This is a genomic window from Planomonospora algeriensis (assembly GCF_977012225.1).
The window spans coordinates 35,425-50,245 of sequence record NZ_CDRNDK010000004.1; the positions used below are offsets into that span (position 1 = coordinate 35,425).

Here is a 14,821-nt window from a genome sequence, read left to right on the forward strand (position 1 = left end):
GGTGGCTCGAGGAGTTCGGTCCCGACCCCGACTTCGCCGACGACATCGAAGCCGCCATACGGGACCGGTCTTGACCTCGCGTGTCGTGATCGACACGTGCGTCATGGCGGACATCGAGCGTGGAGTCCTCGATCCGCGGCGTCTCGCTCCCTACGACCCGGCGATGTCCGTGCTGACCTTGGGAGAGCTGCTGACCGGGCTCGCGAAGGCGAAGACCAAGGCGGAGCGCGAGCAACGGACCCGGAGGATCAGCGGTCTGGTGCGCCTGGTCCCGGTGCTGGACTTCTCTCTCCGTACGGCCGTCGCCTACGCGATGCTCAACGCCGCAGCCCTGTCGAAAGGACGCGAAAGGCAACGGTCCGACATGCTCATCGCCGCTTCGGCGATGGAACACGGCGCCTTCCTCCTGACGAAGGACAAAGGGTTCGAGCGATTGCGCCACATCAGCCGGATCAGGGTCCTGCACCCGAGAGACCTCTGAGAGATTCCGCCACCTCCGGTGCCCGTCCGTCGTCGAGCCTGTCGCCGGCGCCGTGACGGCGCCCCTCCCCGCTCCGCCGGGCGGACAGGAGGGCCCGCCCGGGTCACTCTCCAGGTCATTCGCCGGGGAAGCGCACTCCCGCCTGGGCGCGGATCTCGTCCAGGAGGCCCATCACCTCGAGCGTCGACCGCCAGGGCACGAGCGGGCTCTCCAGCAGCCCCTCACGCAGGCAGCGCATGGCCTCGACGGCCTCGTGGTTCATGCCGTTGCCGTCGAAGGGCACCTGGAAGGTCTCGGGCTCGCCGTCCGTCCGGTACAGCGTGAAGGCCTCCGGCCGGAAGAACAGGTGCGGCAGCTCGATCCGGCCGAGCGGCCCGGAGACCGAGGCCGTGACCGGGCTGTGCGCGGTGATGCCGCAGGAGAGCATCGCGACGGCGCCGTCCGCGTAGCCGAAGAGCATGCCGGTGTTCTCGTCCACGCCCTCGGGGGTGAGCCGGGACCAGGACTGCACCCTCTCGGGGGCGCCGAGCAGCATGTGGGCGAAGGAGACCGGGTAGACGCCCAGGTCCATCAGGGCGCCGCCGCCCAGCGCGGGGTCGCGGAGCCGGTGGTCGGGGCCGACCTCGACGGAGATGCCGAAGTCGGCGTGCACGGTGTTGACCGGGCCGAGCACGCCCTCCCGGACCAGCTCGACGAGCTTGCGGATCGCCGGGTTGCAGCGCATCCACATGGCCTCCATCAGGAAGAGCCCGCGCTCGCGCGCCAGGTCCACCAGCTCGGCGGCCCGGGTCCGGTCGAGGGTGAACGGCTTCTCGCACAGGACGGCCTTGCCCGCGTTCAGGCAGGTCGTCACGGCGTCGTAGTGGGCGCTGTGCGGGGTGGCGACGTAGACGATGTCCACCTCGGGGTCGGCGGCCAGCTCGGCCCAGGTGCCGTGGGCACGGGGGATGCCGTAGCGGTCGGCGAAGGCCTGCGCGCTCGCGATCGACCGGGACCCGACGGCGACCACCTCGGCGTCCGGCAGCAGCTTCAGGTCCTCGGTGAAGGTCGCGGCGATGCCGCCGGTCGCCAGGATGCCCCACTTAATCGTGCTCATAACGACATATCACATCATGCCCGGACAACTGGTGGGAACGCTCCCATCACGGTCGGCCTCACCTGGACCGCGCCGCACGCCGTACAGGCGCTGTCCGACCCGCCGTACGGCCGGGCGGCCCGCCGTACGGCCCGTTCGGAGACGAGGCCGTACGGCGGGCCGGGAGCCGCACAACGGGCCGGGGCCGTACGGCGGGACGGGCCGTCAGGCGCGCGTGTCGGCGAGCAGCGGCTCCAGGACCAGGTTCGGGTGGTCGCGCAGGACGCCGCGCATCCGCCACTCGTCGGTGAACAGCGCCAGCAGCGCCCCGTCGATGGTCCGGGTGAGGACCTCGACCCCGCGCTGGCGGGTCAGGATCGGCGCGGACTCGGCGTCGGTGAGGCGGGCCAGGCTGAAGTCGAGCCGGTCCAGGGCGATCTCGGTGTTGAACTCCCCGGCCAGCCGGTGCTTGACGACGTCGAACTGCATCGGGCCGACCGCCGCGAGCACCGGCGACTGGTCGCCGCGGATCTCGGAGCGGAGCACCTGGACGACGCCCTCGGCCTCCATCTGCTCGATGCCCTTGCGGAACTGCTTGGACCGGCTGGAGTCGCGGACCCGGGCGGTCCAGAAGTGCTCCGGCGCGAAGCTCGGGATCTTCGGGAACTCGACCGCGCGCCCGTCGTAGAGGGTGTCGCCCGGCCGCAGGGCCGTGGCGTTGACCAGGCCGATCACGTCGCCGGGATAGGCCTCGTCGATCGTGGCGCGCTCCTGGCCGAAGACCGACTGGGCGTACTTGGTGGCGAAGGGGCGCCCGGTCGCCGCGTGGGTGAGCACCATGCCGCGCTCGAAGCGGCCGGAGCAGACCCGGACGAAGGCGATCCGGTCGCGGTGCGAGGGGTCCATGTTGGCCTGGACCTTGAAGACCAGGCCGGAGAACGGCTCCTCCAGCGGGCGCGGGTCGTCCTTGACGTCGGGGCGGGGCGCGGGCGGCGGCGCGATGTCCACCATGGCGTCCAGCAGGCGGCCGACGCCGAAGTTGGACAGGGCCGCGCCGAACAGCACCGGGGTCGTCTCGTGGGCCTCGAACGCCTTCTGGTCGTGGTCGGACCCGATCGCCGAGAGCAGGTCGGCCTCGTCCCTCGACCGCTCCCAGTCCTCGCCGATCTCCGCGACCGCCTGATCGGGGGTGAGCTCGGTCTCGATGGCCTTGGTGGCGCCGCCGGGCGTGCGGGTGTAGCGGACGGCCCGGTCGGCGATCCGGTCGATCACCCCGTGGAAGAAGCCGCCGGTGCCGATCGGCCAGGTGATGGGGGTGGGCTTCAGGCCGGTCTTCTCCTGGATCTCGTCCAGCAGCTCCAGCGCCTCGCGGCCGGGCCGGTCCCACTTGTTGACGAACGTGATGACGGGGATGCGCCGGTGGCGGCAGACCTCGAAGAGCTTCAGGGTCTGCGGCTCCATGCCCTTGGCCGCGTCGAGCAGCATGACCGCGCAGTCGACGGCGGCCAGCACCCGGTAGGTGTCCTCGGAGAAGTCGGCGTGGCCGGGCGTGTCCACCAGGTTGAACATGTGCCCGCGGTACTCGAAGCGGAGCGCGGCCGAGGTGATGGAGATGCCCCGGGCCTTCTCCATGTCCATCCAGTCGGAGGTCACGCCGCGCCGCCCGGCCTTGCCGTGCACGGCGCCGGCCTCGGTGATCGCCGAGGCGTGCAGCGCCAGCGCCTCGGTCATGGTCGACTTTCCGGCGTCGGGGTGGCTGATCACCGCGAACGTGCGGCGCCGCGCCGCCTCCTGCCCGATCGCGGTGCTCATCGTCTTCTCCTCGCCGTGCCGTGGGGACCCGTGTCCGGGTACTGTCGTCCGTACTCTCATCCAGGGTGCCGAAACAGCTTACGCGCCACCGCGCGCGCCGATTGATGTGACGACACTTCCCCGGGCCGCTTGCGCCAGTACGGGCGCACAGTGGATCGTTGGGAGATCTCGTGCCCGTACCGACCGTCTGAAAGCGATTCACTCGTGCGACTCGACGTTCCAGCAGTGGTGTGCAGATGATCACGCTTCGCTATGCGGCGGGTTCCGACGTCGGCCGGGTCCGCCAGGGCAACGAGGACTCCGCCTACGCCGGCCCCCGGCTGCTGGCCGTCGCCGACGGGATGGGCGGCCACGTGGGCGGGGAGGTCGCCAGCGCGGCCGCGGTCGCCACGGTCGCACCGCTGGACCACGAGTGCCCACCCGACCTCGTCGCCGCCGCCGAGAACGGGGTCCACCGCGCCAACCGGCGCCTGCGTGAGATGGTCGAGCAGGACCCGAGCCTCACCGGGATGGGCACCACGCTGACCCTGATGCTCTGGGACGGCCCCCGCGTGGCCCTGGCCCACATCGGCGACTCCCGGGCCTACCTGCTCCGCGAGGGCGACCTCTACCAGATCACCTACGACCACACGCTCGTCCAGACCCTGATGGACGACGGCCGGATCACCGCCGAGGAGGCGGCCCGCCATCCGCACCGGTCGATCCTGCTCCAGGTCCTGGACGGCAGCGACACCATCGAGGTCGACCTGTCCCTGCGGGACGCCGAGGTCGGCGACCGCTACCTGCTCTGCTCCGACGGCCTGTCCGGGGTGGTCGACGCCGACCGCCTCCGGCACGTGCTCGCCACGATCGACGACCTCGACACCGTCGCCCGCACGCTCATCGAGCTCGCCTGCGACGCCGGCGGCCCGGACAACATCACCTGCGTGGTGGCCGACGTGGTCGACGAACCGGGACCCGCGCAGGACGCCCCGCTGATCGTCGGCGCCGCCGCGACGTAGCACCGCGCCGTACGGCCTGCCCCGCCGAGCCGCACCGGGACCGCCGCGTGGAAACCCTTGGCCGGTCCCCCGCAGGCGGCTATCGTCGGTCTCCCGAGCCCGTCTCCCGCCACCGCTCTCGCGAAGGGACGCCGCCGTGTACAAGGAATTCGCCCGCGAGGCCATCGTCTGGCTCATCCCCGTCGCCATCCTCGTCGGCCTCGCCTACATGATCACGAGCACCTAGGGCCGCCGGCCCGCCGTGCCCGCTCCCGTGGACCGCCCGGCGGCCGACCCCCGGTAGGCCGCCGGGCGGATCCGGGCCGCCGCCGTCTCCGTCTCCAGACGGATATTTTTCAACTTTCGGGAACCTTCTCTTTTACTCGTTCTTTATAGACATATAGTCAGGCGCATGCGTTCGGGGGACGCACCGGTGGGCACCAGCAGGGGGATCTCTCATACCAATGGGTCGGTTGCACGAATTCGTCGACGCCGCACTGGCCTTTCCCACCGTGCTGTTCAGCTTCCCGCTGATCGTGGTGATCGGCTACTGGATCATCTCCCTCCTCACCGGCACGGCGCTCGGCGACGACGCCGCGAGTGAGGGCGCCGAGGCCGCCGAGGTCCCGGGCGGCGGGGGCTTCGCCGGGTTCCTGGCGGGCCTCGGACTCGGCGGGGTGCCGGTCGCGGTGACCGTCTCGCTGCTGGTGGCCGTCGCCTGGTTCGCCAGCCTCACCGGGTCCGTTCTCGCCGCGGGGACCCCGGTCCTGTCCGCCGTACCGGTCGCGGCGGCCGCCTGCGCCTGGCTCGGCACCCGCCTGCTCACGCTGCCGCTGCGGCGCGCCGTACCGAAGGAGCGCGTCCCCTCCCGCGCCGACTTCGTGGGCCGCACCTGCGTCATCCGCACCGGCCGGGTGGGGCGGGACTTCGGCCAGGCCGAGGTCACCTCCCCCGACGGCTCCTCCGCTCTCGTCCAGGTAAGGCAGACCGGCGACGACGTCTTCGGCGCCGGCAGCACCGCCCTGATATTCGCCTACGACGCCCCCGGCGAGTTCTTCTGGGTGATGCCGTACGACGCGGAACTCGACCCCGACCGTCCCATCTGAACGAGGGAATCCATGGACGTCATCTCCACCGGTTTCGGCGTGCTCCTGGCCGTCGTGCTGCTCGTCGCCATCGGCCTGATATTCATGATCACGCGCCTTTTCCACAAGGTCGAGCAGGGCAGGGCCCTGATCGTCTCGAAGGTCAACAAGGTCGACGTCACCTTCACCGGCGCGGTCGTCCTGCCCGTGCTGCACAAGGCCGAGTTCATGGACATCTCGGTGAAGACCATCGAGATCGAGCGCTCCGGCAACGAGGGCCTGATCTGCCGGGACAACATCCGGGCGGACATCAAGATCACCTTCTTCGTCCGGGTCAACAAGACCGTCGAGGACGTGGTGAAGGTCGCCCAGGCGATCGGCACCGCCCGCGCCAGCGACGCCGAGACGCTGCAGGAGCTGTTCAACGCCAAGTTCTCCGAGGCGCTGAAGACCGTCGGCAAGCAGCTCGACTTCGTCGACCTCTACACCCAGCGCGACCAGTTCCGCGACCAGATCATCCAGGTCATCGGCACCGACCTGAACGGCTACAGCCTGGAGGACGCGGCGATCGACTACCTGGAGCAGACGCCGCTGAGCAAGCTCGACCCGGCCAACATCCTCGACGCCCAGGGCATCCGGAAGATCACCGAGCTGACCGCGATCGAGCACGTGCGGACCAACGAGTTCCAGCGGCACGAGGAGAAGGAGATCACCCGCCAGAACGTGGACGCGCGGGAGGCCATCCTGGAGCTGGAGCGCCGCCAGGCCGACGCGGAGATCAAGCAGAAGCGCGAGGTCGAGACCATGCGCGCCCGCGAGGAGGCGGAGATCGCCCGGGTCCGAGCAGAGGAGCGGCTCAAGGCCCAGGCCGCCGACCTGCGCACCCAGGAGCAGCTCGGCATCCAGCAGGAGAACCAGGCCCGGGAGATCGCGGTCGCGGCCAAGAACCGCGAGCGGGTCATCGCCATCGAGAGCGAGCGGATCGAGAAGGACCGCATGCTGGAGGTCATCTCCCGCGAGCGCGAGACCGAGCTGTCGCGCATCTCCAAGGACAAGGAGGTCGAGGGCGAGAAGCGCTCGATCGCCGAGGTGGTCCGGGAGCGCATCGCGGTCGAGAAGACGGTCGCCGAGCAGGAGGAGAGCATCAAGCGCCTGCGGGTGGTCGAGGAGGCCGAGCGGACCCGCCAGGCCGTGATCATCCAGGCGGAGGCCGAGGCCCAGGAGAACCTGGTCAAGGACATCAAGGCCGCCGAGGCCGCCGAGGCCGCGTCCAAGCACAAGGCCCGCGAGGCCCTGGTGCTGGCCGAGGCGCGCCAGCAGGCCGCCGAGCTCGACGCCCGCGCGAAGATCCGCCTGGCCGAGGGCGTGCAGGCCGAGGCCGCCGCCGAGGGCCTGGCCGAGGTGCAGGTCGCCGAGCGCAACGCCGCCCGCGATCGAGAAGGTCGGCCGGGCCGAGGCCGCGGTCGAGCGGGAGAAGGCGCTGGCCGCCGCCGAGGGCGAGCAGGCCAAGGCGCACGCCGTCGCCACCTCGGTGCGCGAGAAGCTCAAGGCGGAGGCCGAGGGCGAGCAGGCCAAGGCGCTGGCCGAGGCGGCCCGGATCGGCGAGCGGCTGAAGGCCGAGGCCGAGGGCCTCACCGAGAAGGCGGCGGCGATGGCCGCGCTGGACGACGCGAGCCGGGGCCACGAGGAGTACCGCCTCCGCCTCGACATGGAGAAGGAGATCCGCCTGGCCGGTGTCACCTCCCAGGTCAAGCTCGCCGAGGCGCAGGCCGTGGTGCTCGCCGCGGGGCTGGAGAAGGCCAACATCGACATCGTCGGCGGCGACAGCGTGTTCTTCGACAAGCTGGTCGGGGCGGTCACCATGGGCAAGACCGTCGACGGCTTCGTGGAGCACTCCGACGTCGCCCGCGCGCTCGCCGGGCCGTACCTCGACGGGTCGCAGAGCCTGCCCGCCGACCTGACCCGGATCCTCGGCTCGCTGGGCAGCGGCGACGTGCGGGACCTGTCGGTCTCGGCGCTGCTGGTCAAGCTGATGAACGAGGGCGGCCCCGAGGGCGCCCGGCTGCGCGAGCTGCTCGGCACCGCCGGCGCCGCGGCGCCGACGGTCACCGCGCCTCCGGTGGCGCCCGCGGCCACCGTCACGGCCACCGTGTCGCCTGAGCCGCCGGTGACGTCCACCGCCGCCGTGCCCGTCGCGGTCACCGACCTCGCCGACCGCCCGATGAACGGTCCGGTCGCCGACGCGGGCCGGGAGTGACACCGGACGTGACCGTCACCGAGACCCCGGACGGGACCGGGACCGCGGGGAACGCGGGGAACACGGAGAACACGGCGGGTACGGCGGGCCGGACGCTGGACGCGGGCACCTACGAGGTGCTCCGCGCCCGGCTCGCCGAGCAGGCGGCCGAGCTGGCCCGGCGGGCCGAGGAGCTCAACGCCCGGCGGCTGGACGTCTTCGGCGGGGCCGAGCTCCGCCTGATCGGCACCGAGCGCATCCGCACCGAGAACAACTGCGTGCCCCGCGACATCGTGTCGATCGGCGACCTGATGCTGTTCGGCTACAACGTGTTCATCGGGCTGAAGCCGGAGACGGCCGTCGCCGACGTCTTCTCCATGCACCGCTTCAGCCGGGACGGCGAAGCGTTCCGGTTCGACGCCGAACCGCTCTTCCAGCACCCGCAGTTCGAGCGGGACTTCGCCGAGCTCTACCGGTACTACCGCCAGACCCGGCTGGTCCAGCTCCGCCGGATCGACGGCAGGCTGCTGGCCGTCTTCCAGACCGGTCCGAAGGACATCCGGGTGCTGCGCTGGCAGGTCGGCGCGGACGGCTCGCTCGCCTACGTCGACGACCGCGGCGAGCGCGACCACGTCTTCCCCGCCTCGCACGACTTCGAGTGGACCGCCGCCACCCGCGACGACCACGTGCTCGGCCGCCACCCGCACATCTCGATCCAGGGGGAGGTGTTCGTCGAGACCGTCGGCGGCGACCTCACCATCAAGATCGAGGACAACACGGAGACCGGCGAGGGGATCTACCACGAGCCGGTCGACGAGCCGCTGCAGAGCCTCGCCGACGCCGACGTGCAGCACGCCAGGATCGGCCCGCTGATCCTGCTGCGCATCCGCCCCTACAACGAGACCGCCTGGCGGCACCTGGTCTTCAACACCCGGACCAAGGACGTCGTACGGCTGGACGGCATCGGCCAGGCCTGCCGGCGGCTCCCCGAGGACCAGGGCATCATCTTCCCCGGCGGCTACTACCTGTCCACCGGGGTCAGCAAGACCTTCGACACCGACGTCACCGACCTGGAGTTCGAGCGGGTCGTCCGCTCGGCCAACGGCGAGGACGTGCTCTACGTGTTCTACGCCCGGGCCGAGGGCCGGTCGCTGCTGCTGCCGTACAACGTGATCCGCAAGCAGGTGGCGACGCCGATCCCCTGCCACGGCTACTCGCTGTTCGACGACGGCACGCTGGTGGTGTTCCGGGCGACCTCGGACGAGCCGACCCGGGTGCACCCGATGCAGGTGTGGCAGACGCCGTTCACCTCCGACGTCTACGCCGCCGCGCAGCCGGTCGGCGGCGGGCCGCTGGAGCGGATCGGCAACGCGGAGCTGGTGCGCGGCATCTCCGACTGCCTGTCGGTGGCCCGCATGGTCGAGGAGATGGCGCCGTCGGACGCCGTCTTCGAGGCGCTGATCGCGGCCTGCACGCGCGTGTTCGACCTCTACCACTGGCTGGGCGACCACGAGCTGCGCGCGCCGCTGGCCGACGTCCGGGCCACCGCCGAGCAGGTGCTGGACGAGTTCGAGAAGGTCCGCTCGCTCACCGGGCAGGCCGCGGCGGCGGTGGACGCCGCGGCGGAGGAGATCGGCTCCCTGGTGCGGCGGTCCCGCGGCGAGGCGGCCCGCTCCGCCACCGAGTGGGTCACCCGGCTGGCCGGGCTCCGCCAGGCGCAGGGGCACCTGGTGACCCTGCGCGAGCTGCGCTACGCCGACACCGGCCGGATCGACCGGCTGGACGCCGAGCTGGCGGCCGCGCTCGACGACACGGCGCAGCGCGCGGTCGGCTTCCTGCAGCGCCAGGACGCCTTCGCCGGCTACCACGCCGAGGTCGGGCGGCTGGTCGAGGAGGCCGGGGCCATCGCCGGCACGGCCGAGGCGACGGGCGTGGGCGAGCGCCTGGCCGAGCAGTCGCGGGGCCTGGAGATCGTGATCGAGGTGGTCGGCACGCTCGACATCGCCGACGCGGGGGCGCGCACCGGCATCCTGGAGCGGATCGGCGAGGTCCTCGGCGGGGTCAACCGGGCCCGGGCCACCCTGGAGGCGCGCCGGCGCGAGCTGCTGGCGACCGAGGGCCGCGCCGCCTTCGCCGCCGAGTTCGCGCTGCTGGGGCAGGCGGTCACCGGCGCCCTCGCGGTGGCCGACACCCCCGACCGGTGCGACGAGCAGCTCGGCAGGCTGATGCTCCGGCTGGAGAACCTGGAGTCGCGCTTCACCGAGTTCGACGACTTCCTGGCCCAGCTGGGCGCCAAGCGCGAGGACGTCTACGAGGCGTTCTCCTCCCGGCGGCAGGCGCTGCTGGACGAGCGGGCCCGCCGGGCGGACCGGCTGGCCGAGTCGGCGGACCGGATCCTGTCCAGCGTGCGGCGCCGGGTGGCCTCGCTCGGCTCGGTCGACGAGATCAACACCTACTTCGCCTCCGACCCGATGGTGACCAAGCTGCACGCGGTCGCCGGGGAGCTGCGCGAGCTGGGCGAGGCGGTCCGCGCCGAGGAGCTGGAGGGGCGGGTCAAGTCCGCCCGCCAGGAGGCCGGCCGCGCCCTGCGCGACCGCCTCGACCTCTACAGCGACGGCGGCGAGACGATCAGGCTGGGCCGGCACCGCTTCGCGGTCAACACCCAGGCCTCCGACCTGACGCTGGTCCCGCACGGCGAGGCGATGGCGTTCGCGGTCACCGGGACCGACTACCGCTCCCCCGTCACCGACCCGGCGTTCGCCGCGACCCGGCCGTTCTGGTCCCAGCTGCTGGTCTCGGAGTCGCCGGAGGTCTACCGGGGTGAGCACCTGGCCGCCTGGATCCTGGCCGCCGCCGAGGCGGGCGCACCGGTCACGGGCGGCCCCTCGAACGGCGGGCCGGTGAACGGCGGCGCCGTAGGCGGTGGTGCCGTGGACGGCGGCTTAGGCGGCGGTGCCGTAGGCGGTGGTGCCGTGGACGGCGGCCCCGCGGTCTCACTGGACGCGCTGCACGAGGCCGCGGTGGCCGAGGGCGAGCTGCTCGGGATCGTCCGGCGGGTCGCGGAGAGCCGCTACGACGAGGGTTACGAGCGGGGCGTGCACGACCACGACGCCGCGGCGATCCTCGACGTCGTGCTCCGGCTGCACGCGGGCGCGGGGCTGCTCCGCTACCCCCCGGCCGCCCGCGCCGCCGCCCAGTTCTTCTGGGCCTTCGGCACGGACGAGGCCGCACGCGCCTCCTGGAGCACCAAGGCGGTCTCGCTGGCGCGGGCCCGCGCCCGCTTCGGGCGGGTGGAGGCGGTGGAGGAGACCTGCCGCGCCCTGAGCTCGGCCGTCGCGGCCTTCACGGCAGACCTGAACGGCACGGGCACGGGGGCCGGGGACGACGTCGCCGCGCTCGCCGGGGAGTACCTGTTCGAGGAGCTGGCGGGCGCGCCGCCGGGTTCGTGACGAGCGCCGGGGCCCGGAGGCTGCTGGAGCGCTTCGACCGGGCGCTGGGCCCGGCCCGCACGGAGTTCGAGGACGACCTGCGCGCCCTCGCCGGGGACCTGCCCGCCCGCGTACGGCTGGCGGGGGCGTGGCTGGAGGCGTTCGAGCGCTCCCCCGAGCTGCCCGAGGCGCTGGCCGTACTCCTGTGCGAGCTGCCCCGGCACGACTCCTCGGCGGCGCTGACCGCGACCGTCGAGGGCCTGCTCGGCGCGCACCCGCGCGTCACCGGGCGGCGGCTGGAGGTGCGCCTGGACGAGTTCCTCGCCAGGACCCGGCGCTTCAGGACCCACCGCGTCCCCGCCTACCGGGAGTACCTGCGGCGGCGCAACGAGCTGGTCGCCGCCGAGCGGACGCGCCTGCGGCTGGAGGAGTACCGGCCGAAGGTGATGAGCTCGTTCGTCCGCAACCAGCTGCTCGACGAGGTCTACCTGCCGCTCATCGGCGACAACCTGGCCAAGCAGCTGGGCGCGAGCGGCGACGCCAAGCGGACCGACCAGATGGGCCTGCTGCTGCTCATCTCCCCGCCCGGCTACGGCAAGACGACCCTGATGGAGTACGTCGCCGGCCGCCTGGGCCTGGTCTTCGTGAAGGTCAACGGCCCGGCGCTGGGCCACCACGTCACCTCGGTGGACCCGGCCGAGGCGCCCGACGCGACCTCCCGCCAGGAGGTCGAGAAGATCAACCTCGCGCTGGAGATGGGCAGCAACGTCCTGCTCTACCTCGACGACATCCAGCACACCTCCCCCGAGCTGCTGCAGAAGTTCATCTCGCTCTGCGACGGCCAGCGCCGCATGGAGGGGGTCTGGAACGGCCGGAGCCGCACCTACGACCTGCGCGGCAAGCGCTTCGCGGTCTGCATGGCGGGCAACCCGTACACCGAGTCCGGCAAGCGGTTCCGCATCCCCGACATGCTCGCCAACCGCGCCGACGTCTGGAACCTCGGCGACGTGCTCTCGGGCCGGGAGGAGCTGTTCGCGCTGAGCTACGTGGACAACGCGCTGACCTCCAACCCGGTCCTGGCGCCGCTGTCCACCCGCGACCGCGACGACGTCCGCCTGCTGGTACGGCTGGCGCAGGGCGACCCCGCCGTCCGCGCCGACCGGCTAGCCCACCCCTACTCCCCGGTCGAGCTGGAGCAGGTCCTCGCCGTGCTGCGGCGGCTGCTCCAGGTCCAGCGGGTGGTGCTGGCCGTCAACCGGGCCTACATCGCCTCGGCCGCCCAGTCCGACGACGCGCGGACCGAGCCGCCGTTCCAGCTGCAGGGGTCCTACCGGAACATGGCCAAGCTCGCCGCCCGGATCGTGCCGGTGATGAACGACGCCGAGCTGGAGGCCGTCATCGACGACCACTATCTCGGCGAGGCGCAGACCCTCACCTCCGGCGCCGAGGCCAACCTGCTCAAGCTGGCCGAGCTCCGGGGGCGGCTCACCCCGGAGCAGGCCGGGCGGTGGGCCGAGGTGAAGGCCGCGTACGTGCGCGCCCAGGCCCTCGGCGGCAGCGAGGACGACGCGGTGACCCGGGCCGTCGGCGCCGTCGGCCTGCTCGCCGACCGGGTCAGCACCGCCATCGGGCAGGCCGCCGAGCGGCTCGCCCCGGAGCCGTGAGAGCCGGAGCCGTAAGAGAGCGGGGCCGTAAGAGAGCGGAGCCGTAAGAGAGCAGGGCCGTAAGAGAGCAGGGCCGTAAGAGAGCGGGGCCGTGGAGGGCGGGCGGCAGCCGGGGGCTCCGGCCCTGCCCGCCCTGCCTGCCCTTCCCGAGCGCCGGAAGCCGGAGGCCCAGGCGGTCAGGGCGTGAGCTTGCGCTCGTTCGCGGCGCCGACGACGAGGCGCTCCGCTGAGGCCGGGTGGGGGCCGAAGTCGGCGACGACGCAGGTGATGTTGTCCGGGCCGCCGCCCCGGTTGGCCAGGTCGATCAGGAGCCGGGCGGCCTCGTCGGGATCGCCGACGTCGGTGAGGGTGTTGAACAGGGTCTCCGGGCCGACCACGGCGGTCAGGCCGTCGGAGCAGAGCAGGTAGCGGTCACCCGGCCGGCCTCGCGCAGGGTCAGGTCCAGCTCGCCGTCGCCGGTGCCCTCCAGCACGCGCAAGACCATCGACCGGCGCGGGTGCTCGGCCGCCTGCTCGGGGGTGATCCGCCCGTCGTCCACCAGCGACTGGACGAGGGTGTGGTCGTGCGTGATCTGGAAGAGCGCGCCGTCGCGCAGCATGTAGGCACGGGAGTCGCCGACGTGGGCCAGGGCGAACGCGGCGCCGTCCCAGAGCATGGCGGTGAAGGTGGTGCCCATCCCGCGCAGCGCGGGCTCGCGCTCGGCCGTCTCGCGCAGCGCGTGGTTGACGTCCCTGGCGACGCCCTTGAGGGCGTCCCGCAGATCGGCGCCCGTCACCGGCAGGCTCTCGTCCAGCGCGGCCAGGACCGTGACGGCGAGCGAGCTGGCGACCTCTCCGCCCGCGTGGCCGCCCATCCCGTCGGCGACGGCCAGCAGGCGCGCGCTGGCGTAACCCGAGTCCTCGTTGGACTCGCGGCGGACCCCGACGTCGGAGCGGGCGGCGTAGCGCAGTGCCAGTCCTTCGTTTTGTGCCATGAGGGCAGTAAAGCACTGGTTGAAGCACTTCACAAGCAAAGATGTTGTAGACCGTTTCAGCCCGGTCAACTACTCTGACTGGCTATGGAGGAGAGCCGGGACATCACCGTCAACGCGGGCGACATCGCCCGGCTCGCCGACGTGGGACGGGCCGCCGTGAGCAACTGGCGCCGCCGCCACGAGGACTTCCCGCAGCCGGTCGGCGGCACCGCCTCCAGCCCGCTCTTCTCCCTGTCCGAGGTCGCCGCGTGGCTGCGCGGCAACGGCAAGTCCTTCGAGGTCTCCCTCGGCGACCTGGTCTGGCAGCGGATCCGGACCACCGCCGACGACCTGCGGCTGGGCGGGCTGGTGGGCCGGATCGGCGCCTTCCTGCTCTTCCTGCACCGCGAGCCGGACGCCTGGGACGGAAACGGCGGGCGGTCCCTCGCCGAGCGCGTCGCGGCCGCCACCGCCGACCTGCCCGGCTCCGCCGAGCCCCTGCCCGACGACCGCGCCCTGCTCCGGCTGGTCGCCCGGCTCGCCGCGGCGGACGGCCCGCTGGCGGCGTTCGAGTTCCTCTGCGAACGCTACGCCGAGGCGCACTCCCGGCAGCTCGCGGTGACCCGGGAGGACGTGGCGGCGCTGATGACCCGGCTGGTCGTCCCGGACGGCGGCACCGTGCTGGACCCGGCCTGCGGTCTCGGCACCCTGCTGCTGCCCGCCGGCGTCCCGGTCGGCCAGGAGCTCAGCGAGACGAACGCCCGGCTCGCCGCGGTCCGGCTGCTGCTGCGTGGCGCCCCCGCGCGGATCACCGCCGGCGACTCGCTCCGCGAGGACCGCCTGGCCGGCGAGCTCGCCGACGCGGTGGTCTGCGACCCGCCGTTCAACGAGCGCGCGTGGGGCTACGAGGAGCTGGCCGGCGACCCCCGCTGGGAGTACGGCCTGCCGCCCCGCGGCGAGTCCGAGCTCGCCTGGGTGCAGCACTGCCTGGCCCACGTGCGGCCGGGCGGGCTGGTGGCGATCCTGATGCCCGCCGCCGCGGCCGGCCGCCGTCCGGGCAAGCGCATCCGGGGCAACCTGCTGCGGGCCGGGGCCCTGCGGGCCGTCG

8 protein-coding genes and 2 pseudogenes are annotated in these 14,821 nt (G+C 72.6%); 6 read left to right on the forward strand and 4 right to left on the reverse strand.

Annotated elements, in window-relative coordinates; translation table 11 throughout:
* The first annotated feature begins 70 nt into the window (after window positions 1-70).
* Window positions 71-481 carry a PIN domain-containing protein gene (locus ACWJ6R_RS01075; protein ID WP_449060399.1) on the forward strand — a complete coding sequence of 137 codons (411 nt, stop codon included), beginning with the start codon at window positions 71-73 and terminating at the stop codon, window positions 479-481.
* 115 nt (window positions 482-596) lie between these two features.
* Here ACWJ6R_RS01075 and ACWJ6R_RS01080 read toward each other — a convergent pair whose 3' ends face one another.
* Window positions 597-1,577 (reverse strand): Gfo/Idh/MocA family protein, encoded by a 981-nt coding sequence (locus ACWJ6R_RS01080; protein WP_449060390.1) that lies wholly within the window; start codon window positions 1,575-1,577, stop codon window positions 597-599.
* Between the two features lie 204 nt (window positions 1,578-1,781).
* The gene (locus ACWJ6R_RS01085; RefSeq protein WP_449060391.1) at window positions 1,782-3,368 is read right to left on the reverse strand and encodes a peptide chain release factor 3; all 1,587 of its coding nucleotides are present in this window, start codon (window positions 3,366-3,368) and stop codon (window positions 1,782-1,784) included.
* Between the two features lie 236 nt (window positions 3,369-3,604).
* Here ACWJ6R_RS01085 and ACWJ6R_RS01090 point away from each other — a divergent pair, with 236 nt between their 5' ends.
* The 4 genes and pseudogenes from ACWJ6R_RS01090 (at window position 3,605) to ACWJ6R_RS01105 (ending at window position 12,761) form a co-directional block, all read left to right on the forward strand.
* A complete protein-coding gene (locus ACWJ6R_RS01090) occupies window positions 3,605-4,369 on the forward strand; it encodes a PP2C family protein-serine/threonine phosphatase (protein ID WP_449060392.1) in 765 nt (254 codons plus the stop codon).
* A gap of 443 nt (window positions 4,370-4,812) precedes the next feature.
* Window positions 4,813-5,454 (forward strand): hypothetical protein, encoded by a 642-nt coding sequence (locus ACWJ6R_RS01095; protein ID WP_449060393.1) that lies wholly within the window; start codon window positions 4,813-4,815, stop codon window positions 5,452-5,454.
* Between the two features lie 12 nt (window positions 5,455-5,466).
* Window positions 5,467-7,546, forward strand: a pseudogene (locus ACWJ6R_RS01100) (flotillin family protein); the annotation flags it as partial.
* 239 nt (window positions 7,547-7,785) lie between these two features.
* Window positions 7,786-12,761: pseudogene (locus ACWJ6R_RS01105) on the forward strand (DNA repair ATPase).
* A 176-nt stretch (window positions 12,762-12,937) separates the two neighbouring features.
* On the opposite strand, the gene ACWJ6R_RS01110 reads toward ACWJ6R_RS01105, so the two are convergent.
* Window positions 12,938-13,138 carry a hypothetical protein gene (locus tag ACWJ6R_RS01110; RefSeq protein ID WP_449060394.1) on the reverse strand — a complete coding sequence of 67 codons (201 nt, stop codon included), beginning with the start codon at window positions 13,136-13,138 and terminating at the stop codon, window positions 12,938-12,940.
* Between the two features lie 5 nt (window positions 13,139-13,143).
* Window positions 13,144-13,734 (reverse strand): PP2C family protein-serine/threonine phosphatase, encoded by a 591-nt coding sequence (locus ACWJ6R_RS01115; protein ID WP_449060395.1) that lies wholly within the window; start codon window positions 13,732-13,734, stop codon window positions 13,144-13,146.
* Between the two features lie 84 nt (window positions 13,735-13,818).
* Between ACWJ6R_RS01115 and ACWJ6R_RS01120 the strand changes: the two genes are divergently transcribed.
* On the forward strand, window positions 13,819-14,821 hold a 1,003-nt coding region (locus ACWJ6R_RS01120), incomplete at its 3' end, for an N-6 DNA methylase (protein WP_449060396.1).

Coding starts and splice junctions, on each gene's coding strand:
- ACWJ6R_RS01115 (WP_449060395.1), bottom strand. CDS start 13,734: ATGGCACAAAACGAAGGACTGGCACTGCGCTACGCCGCCCGCTCCGAC.
- ACWJ6R_RS01085 (WP_449060391.1), bottom strand. CDS start 3,368: ATGAGCACCGCGATCGGGCAGGAGGCGGCGCGGCGCCGCACGTTCGCG.
- ACWJ6R_RS01090 (WP_449060392.1), top strand. CDS start 3,605: ATGATCACGCTTCGCTATGCGGCGGGTTCCGACGTCGGCCGGGTCCGC.
- ACWJ6R_RS01095 (WP_449060393.1), top strand. CDS start 4,813: ATGGGTCGGTTGCACGAATTCGTCGACGCCGCACTGGCCTTTCCCACC.
- ACWJ6R_RS01080 (WP_449060390.1), bottom strand. CDS start 1,577: ATGAGCACGATTAAGTGGGGCATCCTGGCGACCGGCGGCATCGCCGCG.